This window comes from Kitasatospora azatica KCTC 9699 (assembly GCF_000744785.1).
In the GTDB taxonomy this organism is placed as follows: Bacteria; Actinomycetota; Actinomycetes; order Streptomycetales; family Streptomycetaceae; genus Kitasatospora; species Kitasatospora azatica.
Map to the genome: position 1 here is coordinate 455,096 of NZ_JQMO01000002.1, position 14,423 is coordinate 469,518.

Sequence of the window (14,423 nt, forward strand, 5' to 3'; positions counted from 1 at the left end):
CGTATCGGTGATCCGTTCGAGTGTGTCGCCGTCCCGGGTCACGGCCTCCAGCACCGGGCCCGCGGCGGGCTTTTGGCGTTCGAGTGACGGGATGTTAGAGATTGACGACCGCCAGAGATTCCAGAATGAGTAGTACTCATTGACTCTGTAGGTTTCGCCAGTCGAGCCGGGCGGGTTGCGGCAGGCGCTTCGATCGCCATCGCCATACCTACCTCTACCTGGGACTCTTCCGTCCCGCCCGGGGTAGTTGGCAACAGCCAACTTGATGCATCCATGTGTCACTGGTGTTGCGTCGGCGAAAAATGGGGATGTCTATCGTCTTGACAGGGGTGCCTCGGTGGCTCGATAAATGCAACTCATAAGAAGTAGGGCCCCTGAGGAGGGACACCCCAGATGAGACCCCCACGCATCAGCGCCAAGACGATCAAGGCGTTCGCGGTCGCAGCCGCCGTCTTCGCGGCCGTGCTGCCCACCCAAACCGCCTACGCGGCCACGACGAACTTCTACGTCGACCCCGTCAACGGCAGCGACAGCAACTCAGGAACCAGCACCGCCGCGGCTTTCCGGACCATCCAGGCCGCCCAGAACGCGGTCCGAGCCGTCAACACGAACATGTCCGACGACATCGTCGTGAACCTGCGCGGAGGCACCTACCCCCTCACCGCCCCGATCACCTTCGGCACCAGCGACTCCGGCACCAACGGCCACACGGTCGTCTACCAGTCGTACAACGGTGAGACCCCCGTGATCAGCGGCGGCCAGGCGATCACCGGCTGGACCGCGGCGACCAACGGCGAGTACAAGGCGTCGATCGGCTCCCTCAACTTCCGCCAGCTGTACGTCAACGGGGTCCGCGCCACCCGCGCCCGCTACCCCGACGCCGGCACCGACTTCAACCTGCAGGGCAGCGACACCACCAACAAGCTGCTGAAGGTCCTCGCCTCGCAGACCTCGAACTGGGGCAACCTGAACCAGGTCGAGATGATGCTGGAGACCCAGTGGGGTGAGAGCTACCTGCGGCTGAAGTCGATCAGCACCGCGGGCAGCACCGCCAACATCTCGATCCAGGACCACGAGGCGGGCATCCTCTTCCAGCGCCCGTGGCCGCAGCTCTCCGACAACTCGCCGTTCCACTTCGAGAACGCCCACGAGTTCCTCAACGAGCCGGGCGAGTTCTACGTCGACACGGCCGCGCAGACCGTCTACTACAAGCCCCGCCCCGGCGAGGACATGTCCAACGCCTCCGTGAAGGCGCCGACGGTCCAGACCCTCTTCAACGTCCAGGGCACCAGCCTCAACAGCCCCGCCCACGACCTGCGGTTCTCCGGGCTCACCTTCACCCAGACCACCTGGATGGAGGCCAGCAACAACGGCTACCTGAACGCCCAGGGCGGCAACTACAACCTCACGTCCAACACCTCCAACCAGCAGACCGTCGGCCGCCCCCCCGCTGCCGTCCAGGTCCAGGACACCGACAACATCTCCTTCACCGGCAACGTCTTCACGCAGCTGGGCTCCTCCGCGCTCGACCTCTGGCACGGTGTCCACAACAGCAGCGCGATCGGCAACTACATCTACGACATCGCCGGCAACGGCATCACGCTCGGCAAGTTCTCCGACCCGACGGTCGAGTACCACTCCGTCTACAACCCGCCGACCACCCCGGCCGGCGAGGACGCCCGGGAGGTGGTCAAGACCGTCTCCGTCAAGGACAACCTGATCACCCGGACCGGTGAGGACTACCCCGGCACCGCAGGCATCAACGCGGGCTTCGTCAACAGCACCACCATCGACCACAACGACATCTCCGACTCCCCGTGGGCGGGCATCTCGCTCGGCTGGGGCTGGCAGTCCGCGGCCAACGCCGAGGGCAGCAACAGCATCAGCTACAACCGGATCGGCAACGTGATGAACCGGCTGTGCGACTCGGCCGGCATCTACCACCTGTCGAACGACCCGGGCACGGTCATCAACGGCAACTACATCCACGAGGTGCTCCGGACCTCCGCCTCCTGCGCCTCGGCCATCGCCGGCGTCTACCTGGACGAGGGGTCGGACAACATGACCGTCTCGAACAACGTGCTGTCGAACCCCGACGCGTCCATCAACCAGAACCACAACGGCACCAACGTCACGCTGACCAACAACACCTCGTCCGGTGACGCGGTGATCAAGGCCTCCGGCCTGGAGTCCGGCTACCAGTGGATGACCCTGTGGCCCAACCTCGCCTGGAACAAGACCGCGACCGCCTCGTCGGTCTTCGGCACCGGCACCGAGGCCAACAAGGCCAATGACAACAACAGCTCGACCGGCTGGTCCCCGACCGGCACCGACACCTCGGCCTGGTGGCAGGTCGACCTGGGCCAGGCCTACCAGCTCGGCCAGTTCGCGCTGACCACCCGTCAGGACCTGGACCAGTCCTCGACCCGCGGCAACTTCGAGGTCCGGGGCTCCAACGACCCGAACTTCGGCAGCTACACCGTCCTGGGACGCCAGACCAGCACCCTGCCCTACGCCGCGACGCTCACCGGTGACATCGACGTCCGCCAGGCCTTCCGCTACGTGCGGGTCGCCAAGACCGACGGCCAGTACTTCTACATCACCGACTTCAGCGTCCAGCAGGCCGGCGGAGCGCAGGCGGTCGCGACCGGCGCCCCGAGCACCAACCCGTCGACGTTCTACTCCATCAAGAACGTCAACAGCGGCCAGGTGCTGGACGACTACAACTTCAACACCGCCGACGGCGCGAGCGTCAACCAGTGGCCGAGCACCGGCGGCGTCAACCAGCAGTGGAACATCGTCCCGGTGAGCGGCCAGCTCGTGAAGATTGTGAACCGGAACAGCGGCAAGGCCCTCGAGATCCCGTGGAACAGCCACTGGCGGACGACCGCCGCGGACCAGTCCACCTACAACGGCGGCAACAACCAGCTGTGGTACTTCGAGCCGACCACCGGCGGCTACCTGCTCCGCAACTACGAGAGCCGGCAGGTCCTGGAGGTGACCGGCGCGTCCACCACCAACGGCGCCACCACCGACCAGTCGAACGCCATCAACCAGTCCCACCAGGCCTGGACGATCCAGTGACAGGGTGACCTGACGTAGGACAGTAAGCGGTGAGGCCGGAGAGCGACGCTCTCCGGCCTCACCGCACCCGCTCGCCGGCCATGCCGGAGCCACCCCTTCGCGAAGGGGCGGCTCCGGCATGGCCGTCAGGTGGCCGCGTCGGGGAACGGAAAGGAAAAGGCCCCTGCCGGTTCGGATCAGCCGAAGAGCAGGGGCCTACCACGGCCTGTCGTCAGATCAGGTCGGCCAGGGTGATGCGATCCGAAAGGGGTGCCCCACATGAGCGAGAAGAACGGCGCTGGCAACAGCGGCAGCGGCGACACCGGGGACCACAACGGCGACAAGCCGAAGAGCGAGTAGCCGCCCCACCCCTGACGGCCATCCGACCGCACGTAGCGCGTCCGGGTGGCTCCCTGCGGCGGACCGCCGATGCGTCCCCCGTCACCGACGGTCCGCCGCACTCTCTCCCGGCCCCGGCTTCAGGAAGTCCTCGTTGAGCAGCGCCGAATCCCGCAGCACCCCGCACCCCTGGTCCCTGAACAGCGCCACGAACACGCTGATCGATCCGTACAAGTCCGCGCTGCCGAAGAAGCCCCCCGCGAAGCCGACGGCAGCCGGCGAGGACGAGACCCGCAACCGCATGCTGCTGGACGACCACCGCAGAGCGCTCTCCGCACCCACTGCCGTTCGCCCTGATGGAGCGCCTGGTGAAGTCGGGCACTCCCTACGCGGAGCACGCCCGCACCCTGCGCAGCGACAACGTGATTGTGGCCGGGGCGAACTTCGACTGGTTCGACGCCGAGCTGGATCGGCATCGGCCAGATGTGCCTGGGCAACCACGAGGAGGCCCGTACGTTTCTCCGGCAGTCGCTCGACCTAGCCGCAGCGATTGGCAACACCCGGGCCGTCGTCGCCACCGGGCTCAACCTCGCCGACGCTCACCGCTACACCGGTGACGTGCAGACTGCGAACGCGCTCTACCGCAGTGCCCTGAGCACCGCGCGAAGCCAGCACCCGGAACTTGTCGACTTTGCGCTTCAGCCCACCGGCAAGCACGGTGATGGAGCGCGGCGACCTCGCGAATGCCCACGCCCATCTCCAGGAGGCGCTGCGGCTGCGGATCGCCAAGGGGGACGCCGGGTTGGTCGAGTCCACGCAGGCAGCACTCGCCCGGGTGGAACTGCTGATCGGCCAGGCCGACGCATCGGCGGCAGACGGCGCGGTGCCGCGCCGCTGGAGCGGTTACTGGACCTCATGGTTCCAGTCCCGCACCACTGCCCGGACGCCGGCCCGGTGGGATGCATCGGCGACCGGCACGGCTTCCGCCCTGATCAGCCGGTCCTGCGGCATAGCGGCTTGCCCAGCGCGGTCCTCGTCAGTGCCCCGAAACACTGGGCTCGACGATGATGACGTCCAGGGTGCGGGGGCCGTGCACGCCTTCCACGCGGTCGAGTTCGATGTCGCTGGTGGCGGACGGGCCGGAGATGAAGGTGAGCGGGCGGGTGGGGTCGAGGCGGGCCAGCGCGTCCGGGACGTCGTCGGCGATCTGGTCGGCGCCCACGATGCACAGGTGGTAGTCGGGCACCAGGGTGAGTGCCCGTCGGCCCTGGCCGGGGCTGGTGTCGAGGACGATGGTCCCGGTGATCGCGATGCCGGCGGCGGCGAGCGTGATCGCGCCGTCGAGCTCGTCCAGGGCGGGGACGTCGAGCGGTTCGGTGTGCCACTGCCAACTGCCGGTCGGCAGCAGTTCCATCGGGAAGCCGCCCGGCAGCGCGAGGTAGCGAGCCCGGCGCCGGGTGAGGGCGACGGCTACGGCGTCGCGCAGGCCGGCCCGGTCGGTGCGGCTGACGGTGGCGCGGTAGTCGGCGACCCGTTCGGCGAACAGCGCGACGGTGTCCTGGCCGGGGCCGGTGTGGCTGCGGCGGTAGTCACGCGGGACGGGGACGTCCTGCGGTCTCTCCTCGGACGGGACGTCGGTGAGCGCGGCCCGGATCCGGCCCAGGATGGCGTCGCGGCTGGTCATTCGCTCTCCCTGTTCTTGCGCCACCAGGTGCGGAAGGACTCGGCGGGTGGGGCGGGGGTGTCGCGCGTGTCGGTCCAGCCGTGCAGCGGTCCGGGCAGCCGGCCGATCTTTCCGTTGCGGGCCAGCGCCCTGCCGCCGAGCGCGGCGGCCTTCTGGGCGGCACCGAGCAGCCGTGGCGAGTCGAGCACCTTGCCGGCCGCCTTCATGGCCAGCCCCTCCACCGTGTGGCCGTCCTTCGCCTCGACGACCTTGGCCCGCAGGTGGGCCAGCACCTCCGGGATGTTGATCTTCACCGGGCAGGCGTCGTAGCAGGCCCCACAGAGCGTGGAGGCGAACGGCAGCGAGGCCGCCTGCTCCACCCCGACCAACTGCGGGGTGAGCACAGCACCGATCGGCCCGGGGTAGACCGAGCCGTACGCGTGCCCGCCGGTGCGCTCGAAGACCGGGCAGACGTTCAGGCAGGCCGAGCAGCGGATGCAGCCGAGCGTCTGGCGGCCGACCGGGTCGGCGAGGGTGTCGGTGCGCCCGTTGTCGAGCAGCACCAGGTGGAACTCCGACGGTCCGTCACCTTCGGTGGTGCCGGACCAGGTGGAGGTGTAGGGGTTCATCCGCTCCCCCGTGGAGGAGCGCGGCAGCAGTTGGAGGAAGACCTCCAGGTCGGACCAGGTGGGCAGGACCTTCTCGATGCCCATCACGGTGATCAGCGTCTCGGGCAGGGTCAGGCACATCCGGCCGTTGCCCTCGGACTCCACCACGAGCACGGTGCCGGTGTCGGCGCAGGCGAAGTTGGCGCCGGAGACGGCCACCTTGGCGGTGAGGAACTTCTGCCGCAGGTGCCGGCGGGCCGCCTCGGCGAGCTCGCGCGGTTCGTCGGTGAGGTCCTCGGGAGCCGGCTGTCCCCAGTGGCCCATCTCGGCGCGGAACAGGTCGCGGATCTCGGTGCGGTTCTTGTGGATCGCCGGGACCAGGATGTGCGAGGGGCGGTCGTCGCCCAACTGCACGATCAGTTCGGCGAGATCGGTCTCGTAGGCGGTGATCCCGGCCTCGGCGAGCGCCTCGTTGAGGCCGATCTCCTGGGTCGCCATCGACTTGACCTTGACCACCTCCCGCTCGCCGGTGGCCTGCACGAGTTCGGTGACGATCCGGTTCGCCTCGGCCGCGTCGCTCGCCCAGTGCACGGTGCCGCCGGCGGCGGTGACGGACTCCTCCAACTGGACCAGGTAGTGGTCGAGATGGCGGGCGGTGCGGTTCTTGATCGCCTCGGCGGCGGTCCGCAGCTCCTCCCAGTCGTCCAGCTCGGCGGCGACGGTGAGGCGCTTGTCACGGATGGTGCCGGTGGCGCGCTTGAGGTTGGCGCGCAGCTGATCGTCCTTCAGCGCGACTCGCGCCGCGTCGGGGAAGGACGGTGAGCCGAGCCAGACCACTCCTCGGGAACTCACAGTTGGTCGCCTTCCGTGCTGGCGAGGATCTCGGCCAGGTGCATGGTCCGCACCGCGCTGCCCTGCCGGGACAGTCCCCCGCCGATGTGCATCAGGCAGGAGTTGTCGGCGGCGCACAGCACCTCGGCGCCGGTGGCCAGCACCCCGGCCGTCTTGTCGGCGAGCATCGCGCTGGAGGTGTCCGCGTTCTTGACCGCGAAGGTGCCGCCGAAGCCGCAGCAGGAGTCGGCCGCGGGCAGGTCGACCAGGTCGATTCCCCGTACCGCGCGCAGGAGTTGCTGCGGCCGGTCGCCCAGGCGCAGCCCGCGCAGCGAGTGGCAGGTGGGGTGGTAGCTGACCCGGTGCGGGAAGTGGGCGCCCACGTCGGTGACCTTCAGCACGTCGGTGAGGAACTCGGTGAACTCGTGGACGCGGGGCACCAGGCCCGCCACGTCGCGCCGCAGCTGCTCGTGGCCGTACTCCTCGGCGAGCAGCGGGTGGTTCTCCTTGACCATGCCCGCGCAGGAGGCCGACGGGGTGACGATGGCGTCGTAGTCGGCGAAGGTCCGCGCGAACCGGGCCACCAACGGGACGGCGTCGGGGCGGTAGCCGGTGTTGAAGTGCATCTGCCCGCAGCAGGTCTGCTCCTGCGGGAAGTCCACCGTGTGGCCGAGCCGTTCGAGCACGGTGACCACGGCCCGGCCGGTGCCGGGGAACATCGTGTCGTTGAAGCAGGTGATGAACAGGGCGATCCGCATCAGCCCACCTCCACCGGGGTCGGGGCGTCGGGCGGCAGCAGCCCAAGGACGTTCTGGTGCATTGTCACGGCTTCGCGTCGGCGCGCAGACGCAGGCCCGCCATGCCGCCGTCGACCGCGAGGGCGGTGCCGGTGACCGAGGCGGCCGCGGGGGAAGCCAGGTAGACGATGGCGGCGGCCACCTCCTCGGCGGTGACCAGGCGGCCGGTGGGCTGACGGGCGTTCAGGGCGGCGCGTTCGGCGGCCTGGTCGTGAGCGGCCTCCAGCAGCCGGCCGACCCACGGGGTGTCGACGGTGCCGGGGTTGACGCAGTTGACCCTGACGCCCTCGCGGACGTGGTCGGCGGCCATCGCCAGGGTGAGGGAGAACACGGCGCCCTTGCTGGCCGCGTACAGCGCGCGCTGCGGCAGGCCGGTGGTGGTGACGATGGAACCGATGTTGACCACCGAGGCGTGGGCGGAGCGGCGCAGGTACGGCAGGGCTGCCCGGGAGGTGCGGACGAGGCCCAGCACGTTGACGTCCAGCACGCGGTGCCACTGCTCGTCCGGATTGTCCGCCACGGTTCCGATCGCGCCGATGCCCGCGCAGTTGACCAGGATGTCGATCCCGCCGAGCACCTCGGCCGCCGCCGCGACAGCGGCCCGGACCGAAGTGTCGTCGCTGACATCGGCGGTGAAGCCCACCAGCGGTTCCTTCAGCGATGCGGGGTCGAGGTCGAGGACGGCCACCCGCGCGCCGCGTTCCGCCAGCAGGGAGGCGGTGGCCAGGCCGATCCCGGAGGCACCTCCGGTGACCACTGCCGCCAGTCCTTCGAGGTCAGTCATCGTCATGCCCACGGCTCCTCGTTCACGCGTTGACGAACGTCTGGCGCTGGCTGCCGAGACCGTCGATGGACAGCTCGACGGTGTCGCCCGCGCGCAGGTACGGGGTGCCGGGCAGGCCGAGGGCCACCCCGGCCGGGGTGCCGGTGTTGATGACGTCACCGGGGTTGAGCACCATGTACTGGCTGAGGTAGTGGACGAGGTACGAGACCTCGAAGATCATGTTCTTGGTGTCGCCGTTCTGGCAGAGCTCACCGTTGACGGCCAGCCGCAGGCCGAGCGCCTGCGGGTCACCCACCTCGTCCGGGGTGACCAGCCAGGGCCCGAGCGGGTTGAAGGTCTCGCAGGACTTGCCGAGGTCCCACTGCCCGGAGAACTCGAGCTGGAACTCCCGCTCGGAGACGTCGTTGCTGATCGCGAAGCCCGCGATGTGCCCGGCCGCCTCGGCCGGGTCGGCGAGGTAGCGGGCCTGGCGGCCGATCACGACGGCGAGTTCGACCTCCCAGTCCGTCTTGACCGAGTCGCGCGGGATCAGCACCTGGTCGTACGGGCCGACGACGGTCGCCGGGTCCTTCATGAACACCACCGGGCGGGAGGGGACGGGCGCGCCGGTCTCCTCGGCGTGGTCGCGGTAGTTGAGGCCGACGCAGACCACCTTGCCCGGGCGGGCGACCGGCGCGCCGATCCGCAGCCCGGCCGGGTCGAGCTCGGGCAGCCGGCCCGCGGCCAGCGCTTCCCTGACCCGGTCGGTCCCGCCGGAGGCGAGGAACGCCCCGTCGATGTCACCGGTCAGCTCCGAGAGGGCGAATACCCGTCCGTCCTCGCCGAGCACGGCCGGGATTTCCTCTCCCGGTGCCCCGATCCGAAGCAGTTTCATGTGGACTCCCATCAATGCAATCGGATGAAGCTTCAGGCAGCGGGAAAGGCCGGACTTGGTACGTCCGACCTGATCAGGCCTTCGGTGCGGAGCTGGTCCCAGAGGCCGGCGGGGACGGCCCGCCGGTGGAGTTCCGCGTTCTGCTCGACCTGTGCCGGGGTTCGCATGCCCAGGGTGACGTTGACGACGGCGGGGTGCGTGTACGGGAAGGCGATGGCGGCGGCGGGAAGGGTGGTGCCGTGCTGCTCGCAGACCTCGGCGATGGCCAGTGCCCGGTGCACCATGTCCGCCGGGGCGTCCTGGTAGTCGTACTTCATGCCGGGCGTCGGCTTGTCGCGGGAGAGCAGTCCGGAGTTGAACACGCCGACCGCCACGACGCTCTTGCCGTGCTCCTGCGCCGCCGGCAGCACGTCGTCCAGCGAGGACTGGTCGAGCAGGGTGTAGCGTCCGGCGAGCATCACCAGGTCGGCAGCGGTCTCGCGCAGGAAGCGGGCCAGCATGGCGGACTGGTTCATGCCGGCGCCGATGGCACCGATCACGCCCTGGTCGCGCAGTTCGGCGAGAGCGGGCATGGCTTCGTCGGCGGCCTGACGCCAGTGGTCGTCGGGGTCGTGGACGTAGACGATGTCGATCCGGTCCAGTCCGGTGCGGGTGAGGGTCTCCTCGATCGAGCGCAGCACGCCGTCGCGGCTGAAGTCCCACTGGCGGCGCAGGTCGTCGGGGACGGCGAAGCCGTCGCTGTCGGTGCCGCGGGGGTCTTCGTTGGGCACGAGCAGCCGGCCGACCTTCGAGGAGATGACGTACTCCTCGCGCGGCCGGCCGCGCAGGGCGGCGCCCAGACGCCGCTCGGACAGACCCAGGCCGTAGTGCGGCGCGGTGTCGAAGTAGCGGATGCCGGCGTCCCAGGCGGCGTCGAGGGCGGCCGATGCCTCCTGGTCGGAGGTCTCGCGGTAGAGGTTGCCGATCACCGCGGCCCCGAAGCCGAGCTCGGTGACCGCGACCGACGTGTTCTGGATCTTCCGGTGGCGCACGAGGAACTCCTGTGGATACGGGTGAGGGGCGCCGGTCAGCGTCTGACGCGGGCCGAGCCGCCCGCGATCAGCGCCTCGACCTCGGCGAGCGAGGCCATGGAGACGTCTCCGGGGGTGGTCATGACGAGGGCGCCGTGGGCGGTGCCGTAGGCGAGGGACTGCTCCAAGGAAGCGCCGGAGAGCAGGCCGTGGATCAGCCCGGCGGCGAAGCCGTCGCCGGAACCTATGCGGTCCAGGACGTGCAGTCCGGGCATCTGCGGCCCGGTGACATACCCGGTCTCCGCCGACCAGGCCGCCGAGGTCCAGTCGTTCACCCCGGCCGAGGGAACCTCGCGCAGGGTCGTCGCGAGCACCTTCACCTCGGGCAGCAGGCCGGCCACCGAGACGAGTGCGTCCGCCACCTCGTCGGCGCCGAAGCGGGCGTCGCCGGGATGCGCGCCCGCCAGGCCCAGCGCGCCGACGATCACGTCGGCGTGCCGGGCCAGGCGCAGGTCCACCTCGCGGGCCCGCGCCGGTCCGCCGCGGTCGGCCCACAGGCTCGAGCGGTAGTTGGGGTCGTAGGAGACGGTGACCCCGTGGCGCCGCGCGGCCGCCATCGCCTCGTCCGCCACGTCCGCCGTGGTGTCGGACAGGCCGGCGAAGATGCCGCCGGTGTGGAACCAGCGCACCCCCGCCGAGAAGACGGCGTCCCAGTCGACCTCCCCCTTGCACAGCTGGGAGACGGCGGTGTGGGCGCGGTCGCTGACGCCGAGTGCGCCACGGATGCCGAAGCCGCGCTCGACGAAGTTGAGGCCGTTGCGCGCGGTGCGGCCGATGCCGTCGTCGGGCACCCAGCGGATCAGCGAGGTGTCGACACCGCCCTGCAGGATCAGGTCCTCGACGAGCCGGCCCACGGCGTTGTCGGCGAGGGCGGTCACGACCGCCGTGCGCCGGCCGAAGCAGCGGCGCAGCCCGCGGGCGACGTTGTACTCGCCCCCGCCCTCCCACACGTGGAAGGTGCGGGAGGTGCTGATCCGCCCCTCCCCCGGGTCGAAGCGCAGCATGACCTCGCCGAGGGCCAACACGTCGATCACGGCGTGCTCCTCGCCACGGCCTCCGCCGTCAGGCGACGGATCTCGGCGTAGTCGCCGCTCTCCAGGAGAGCGGGGGTGGCCATCCAGCTGCCGCCGACGGCGAGGACCGCGGGCTCGGCGAGGTAGCCGGCCAGCTCGGCGGGGCCGATCCCGCCGGTCGGCACGAAGCGCACCCGCGGGAAGGGCGCCGCGAGCGCGCGCAGCGTCCGCAGACCGCCGATGGACTCGGCGGGGAAGAGCTTCACGGTGTCGAGGCCGTCCCGCATGGCGCGCATCAGCTCGGTGGCGCTGGCGATGCCGGGCACCACCGGAACCCCCAGCTCCCGGCACTTCGCGACGACGTCCTCGTCGTAGCCCGGGGAGACCACGAAGCGGGCCCCGGCCGCGACGGCCCGCTCCGCCTGCTCCGGGGTGACCACGGTGCCGGCACCCACGGCCAGGCCGCCGTGGGCCGCCATCACCTTGAGCACCTGCTCGGCGTCCGGGGTGCGGAAGGTGACCTCGGCGCACCCGGCGCCGCCCGACGCGAGCGCGTCGGCCAGCGGGGCGGCCGTGGCCGGGTCGCGCACGACCAGCACCGGCATGATGCGTGCGCCGTCCAGCACGGCGGCCAGGTCGTTGCTCATCGGCCCAGCCATCCGCCGTCGACGGGAAGGGTCGTGCCGTGGATGTAGGCGGCGGCGTCCGAGGCGAGGAAGACCGTGGCACCCGCCAAGTCGTCGGCCTGACCCCAGCGGCCGGCCGGGATCCGCCCCAGGATCGACTTGCTGCGCGCCGGGTCGTCCTGCAGGGCCTGGGTGTTGTCGGTGGCGATGTAGCCCGGCGCGATGGCGTTGACGTTCACGCCGCGCCCGGCCCACTCGTTGGCCAGTGCCTTGGTGAGGCCGGCGACGCCGTGCTTGGCGGCCGTGTAGCCGGGGACCGTGATGCCGCCCTGGTAGCTGAGCAGCGACGCCGTGAAGATGATCTTCCCCTGGCCGCGGGCCACCATCGCCGCGCCGACCGCCCGGGTCAGCGCGAACTGCGCGGTGAGGTTGACCTGGATCACCTCGTCCCAGTAGGCGTCCGAGTGCTCGGCGGCCGGTGCCCGGCGGATGGTGCCCGCGTTGTTGACCAGGATGTCCACCGGCCGCTCCCGGCCGGCGAGGTCCGCGCCCAGGGCCCGCACGGCGTCCGGGTCGGCGAAGTCGGTGCGGATCGCCTCGAAGGTGCGGCCCGCGGCCAGCACGTCCTTCTCCACCGCGCTGCCGGACTCCTCCAGCGAGGCGCTGACGCCGATCACGTCCGCGCCGGCCTCGGCGAGCGCGCGGGCCATGGCCCGGCCGATGCCGCGCCGCGCTCCCGTGACGACGGCGAGCCTTCCGGTGAGGTCGAAGGCGTTCATTCGGCGGCTCCCTCGGTGTCGGTGGTGCAGTCCACCAGAATCTTCATGACGTCGCCGCCGCCCTCCAGGGCCTCGAACGCGGCGGGCGCCTGGGTGAGCGGGACGACCTTGCTGATCAGACGCTCGGCCGGGATGGTGCCGTCCGCGACCAGCTCGACCGCCTTCTCGAAGTCGCCGCGGACGTACAGCCGGGCGCCGATGAGGATGAGTTCGCGCCAGAAGAAGCGGTGCAGGTTCAGCTCGCGGGGCTTCGGGTGGATGGCCACCAGGCACAGCCTGCCGCGCACACCCAGCACCTCGACCGCCGTGGCCACCCCCGCCGCCGCGCCGGACACCTCGAAGGCGACGTCCGCGCCCGCGTCCGCGGTCCACTCGCGAACCAGCGCGGTCACGTCCTCCGCAGCGGGGTCCCAGGTGGACAGCCCCAACTCCTCGGCCAACGCACGCCGGTGGGCGCTGAGCTCCACCACGCGTACATCGGCTCCGGCGGCCTGTGCCACCAGCGCGATCAGGACACCGACCGGCCCGCCGCCGACCACGACGACCCGCTCACCGGAGCGCACGCCGGCCCGGTTCACGTCGTGCACGGCGACCGCCGTGGGCTCGACCAGCGCGGCCCGGTCCAGCGCAAGGTCCTCGGGCAGCCGGATCAGGGTGTCGGCGGGCACGATCCAGCGCTGCTGCATCGCACCCGGGGAGTCGATGCCGATGAAGTCCAGGTGCTGGCAGATGTGCTGATGCCCGTTCAGGCAGGCGGCGCAACTGCCGTCCCAGCGCAGCGGCATCACCGTGACCGCATCTCCCGGCTGCCAGCCCTCGACATCCGGTCCGACGCGGACGACGCGCCCGGACATCTCGTGCCCGATGACGCCGGGCGCCTTGACCCGGGCGTCCATGTCGCCGTGGAAGATGTGCAGGTCGGTGCCGCAGATCCCGACGAAGGCGGGAGCCAGCTCCACCTGGCCGGGGCCGGGCTCGGGGGTCTCGACAGCGGCTGTGTCGAGGGTGCGGGCGGACAGATAACGGACAGCGAGTGTCATGGTGCTTCCAGAGTCTCTTCAGCGGAGGGAAGGCGGTAGAAGGCGGTCGCGGTGCCGGCGAGGATCGCCTGGATCTCGCTCTCGGCAAAGCCGTTGAGCAGTTCGTCCACGGTGGCGGCCCAACGGTTCCAGCCTCCCGCGAGGTTCGCGACCGGCCAGTCCGACCCGAACATCAGCCGCTCGGGGCCGAAGGCGGAGAGCAGCACGTCCCACACGGGCCGGATGTCGGAGGTGGTCCAGGTCTCGTGGTCGGCCTCGGTGATCAGTCCCGACACCTTGCAGACCACCTGGGGGTGTTCGGCCAGCAGCCGCAGCTGCCGTTCCCAGTCGCCCAGTTCGCCACTGGCGATGGACGGCTTGCCCGCGTGGTTGAGCACCTGCGGCAGGTCCGGGAAGCGTTCGGCCAACCGGATCGCCTGGTCGAGCTGGTGGCTGCGGATCAGCACGTCGTAGTGGAGTCCGCGTTCCAGGACCGCCTCGAGCCCGCGTTCGACGTCGGCGCGTTGCAGCCACCCCGGGTCCGATTCGCCCTGGACCAGGTGGCGAAGGGAGCGGAGGTACCTGCCGCCCTCCCCGGCGAGCAGGCGGTCGAGCACGTCGCCGATCGCCGGGGAGGTCAGGTCCGCCCAGCCGACCACGGCCTGGATCAACGGGTCCCGCGCCGCGAGCGCGAGCAGGACCTCGGTCTCCGGCACGTCCGGCATGCACTGCACGACCACCGTGCTGTGCAGCTGACGGCCCGCCACCGGCTGGGTGGCGGTGGCGCGCAGGTCGTCAGGAGTGAACGTGCGGCGGATCGACGTCAGGTCCGGGTCGTCGAGCCAGGGCTGCGGGGTCTCGACGAGGTCCCACAGGTGGTGGTGGGCGTCGACGAGCGCGGGGGCTGGTGTGGAGGTCACTGGAGGATCCAAGTCGGGTCGGTCTGGTTCGAACCGT

Annotated in this window: 14 protein-coding genes; 2 read left to right on the plus strand and 12 right to left on the minus strand. The window is 70.6% G+C overall.

Translation table 11 applies throughout. The annotated features are described in order from the left end of the window. Positions 1 to 393 precede the first annotated feature (393 nt). Positions 394 to 3,084 carry an RICIN domain-containing protein gene (locus BR98_RS02570; protein ID WP_035839587.1) on the plus strand — a complete coding sequence of 897 codons (2,691 nt, stop codon included), beginning with the start codon at positions 394 to 396 and terminating at the stop codon, positions 3,082 to 3,084. 420 nt (positions 3,085 to 3,504) lie between these two features. Here BR98_RS02570 and BR98_RS02575 read toward each other — a convergent pair whose 3' ends face one another. After that, entirely contained in the window at positions 3,505 to 3,744 is a 240-nt protein-coding gene (locus BR98_RS02575; RefSeq protein WP_157537329.1) for a hypothetical protein, read from the minus strand. 141 nt (positions 3,745 to 3,885) lie between these two features. On the opposite strand from BR98_RS02575, the gene BR98_RS42445 reads away from it, so the two are divergent. Further along, positions 3,886 to 4,470 carry a tetratricopeptide repeat protein gene (locus tag BR98_RS42445; RefSeq protein ID WP_083975895.1) on the plus strand — a complete coding sequence of 195 codons (585 nt, stop codon included), beginning with the start codon at positions 3,886 to 3,888 and terminating at the stop codon, positions 4,468 to 4,470. On the opposite strand, the gene BR98_RS02580 is transcribed toward BR98_RS42445, so the two are convergent. The 11 genes from BR98_RS02580 to BR98_RS02630 all read right to left on the minus strand — a co-directional run bounded on the left by BR98_RS02580 (position 4,439) and on the right by BR98_RS02630 (position 14,386). Beyond that, positions 4,439 to 5,086 (minus strand): LutC/YkgG family protein, encoded by a 648-nt coding sequence (locus BR98_RS02580; protein WP_035839593.1) that lies wholly within the window; start codon positions 5,084 to 5,086, stop codon positions 4,439 to 4,441. The two genes, BR98_RS42445 and BR98_RS02580, sit on opposite strands and share 32 nt — an antisense overlap. Beyond that, on the minus strand, positions 5,083 to 6,525 hold the full coding sequence (locus tag BR98_RS02585; RefSeq protein WP_035839596.1) for a LutB/LldF family L-lactate oxidation iron-sulfur protein: 1,443 nt from the start codon (positions 6,523 to 6,525) through the stop codon (positions 5,083 to 5,085). Before BR98_RS02585 ends, BR98_RS02580 begins: the two co-directional genes overlap by 4 nt. Next, a complete protein-coding gene (locus BR98_RS02590; RefSeq protein WP_035839599.1) occupies positions 6,522 to 7,262 on the minus strand; it encodes a (Fe-S)-binding protein in 741 nt (246 codons plus the stop codon). Before BR98_RS02590 ends, BR98_RS02585 begins: the two co-directional genes overlap by 4 nt. Before the next feature lie 64 nt (positions 7,263 to 7,326). Then, positions 7,327 to 8,085 (minus strand): SDR family NAD(P)-dependent oxidoreductase, encoded by a 759-nt coding sequence (locus BR98_RS02595; protein WP_035842596.1) that lies wholly within the window; start codon positions 8,083 to 8,085, stop codon positions 7,327 to 7,329. A gap of 22 nt (positions 8,086 to 8,107) precedes the next feature. Then, positions 8,108 to 8,959, minus strand: a complete 852-nt coding sequence (locus BR98_RS02600; protein ID WP_035839601.1) for a fumarylacetoacetate hydrolase family protein — start codon at positions 8,957 to 8,959, stop codon at positions 8,108 to 8,110. Positions 8,960 to 8,991: 32 nt separating this feature from the next. Beyond that, the gene (locus tag BR98_RS02605) at positions 8,992 to 9,990 is read right to left on the minus strand and encodes an aldo/keto reductase (protein ID WP_035839604.1); all 999 of its coding nucleotides are present in this window, start codon (positions 9,988 to 9,990) and stop codon (positions 8,992 to 8,994) included. Positions 9,991 to 10,025: 35 nt separating this feature from the next. Continuing rightward, on the minus strand, positions 10,026 to 11,063 hold the full coding sequence (locus BR98_RS02610) for a sugar kinase (RefSeq protein ID WP_035839607.1): 1,038 nt from the start codon (positions 11,061 to 11,063) through the stop codon (positions 10,026 to 10,028). After that, positions 11,060 to 11,689, minus strand: coding sequence for a bifunctional 4-hydroxy-2-oxoglutarate aldolase/2-dehydro-3-deoxy-phosphogluconate aldolase (locus BR98_RS02615; protein ID WP_083975897.1), 630 nt, complete (start codon positions 11,687 to 11,689; stop codon positions 11,060 to 11,062). The genes BR98_RS02610 and BR98_RS02615 overlap by 4 nt, the downstream gene beginning before the upstream one ends. Next, positions 11,686 to 12,447 (minus strand): SDR family oxidoreductase, encoded by a 762-nt coding sequence (locus tag BR98_RS02620; RefSeq protein ID WP_035839613.1) that lies wholly within the window; start codon positions 12,445 to 12,447, stop codon positions 11,686 to 11,688. Before BR98_RS02620 ends, BR98_RS02615 begins: the two co-directional genes overlap by 4 nt. Beyond that, the gene (locus tag BR98_RS02625) at positions 12,444 to 13,487 is read right to left on the minus strand and encodes a (R,R)-butanediol dehydrogenase (RefSeq protein ID WP_035839616.1); all 1,044 of its coding nucleotides are present in this window, start codon (positions 13,485 to 13,487) and stop codon (positions 12,444 to 12,446) included. The genes BR98_RS02620 and BR98_RS02625 overlap by 4 nt, the downstream gene beginning before the upstream one ends. Beyond that, the gene (locus tag BR98_RS02630) at positions 13,484 to 14,386 is read right to left on the minus strand and encodes an amidohydrolase family protein (protein ID WP_035839618.1); all 903 of its coding nucleotides are present in this window, start codon (positions 14,384 to 14,386) and stop codon (positions 13,484 to 13,486) included. The genes BR98_RS02625 and BR98_RS02630 overlap by 4 nt, the downstream gene beginning before the upstream one ends. Positions 14,387 to 14,423: the final 37 nt, after the last annotated feature.

Coding starts and splice junctions, on each gene's coding strand:
- BR98_RS02615 (WP_083975897.1), bottom strand. CDS start 11,689: ATGAGCAACGACCTGGCCGCCGTGCTGGACGGCGCACGCATCATGCCG.
- BR98_RS02570 (WP_035839587.1), top strand. CDS start 394: ATGAGACCCCCACGCATCAGCGCCAAGACGATCAAGGCGTTCGCGGTC.
- BR98_RS02595 (WP_035842596.1), bottom strand. CDS start 8,085: ATGACTGACCTCGAAGGACTGGCGGCAGTGGTCACCGGAGGTGCCTCC.
- BR98_RS02590 (WP_035839599.1), bottom strand. CDS start 7,262: ATGCGGATCGCCCTGTTCATCACCTGCTTCAACGACACGATGTTCCCC.
- BR98_RS02580 (WP_035839593.1), bottom strand. CDS start 5,086: ATGACCAGCCGCGACGCCATCCTGGGCCGGATCCGGGCCGCGCTCACC.
- BR98_RS02620 (WP_035839613.1), bottom strand. CDS start 12,447: ATGAACGCCTTCGACCTCACCGGAAGGCTCGCCGTCGTCACGGGAGCG.
- BR98_RS42445 (WP_083975895.1), top strand. CDS start 3,886: ATGTGCCTGGGCAACCACGAGGAGGCCCGTACGTTTCTCCGGCAGTCG.
- BR98_RS02625 (WP_035839616.1), bottom strand. CDS start 13,487: ATGACACTCGCTGTCCGTTATCTGTCCGCCCGCACCCTCGACACAGCC.
- BR98_RS02600 (WP_035839601.1), bottom strand. CDS start 8,959: ATGAAACTGCTTCGGATCGGGGCACCGGGAGAGGAAATCCCGGCCGTG.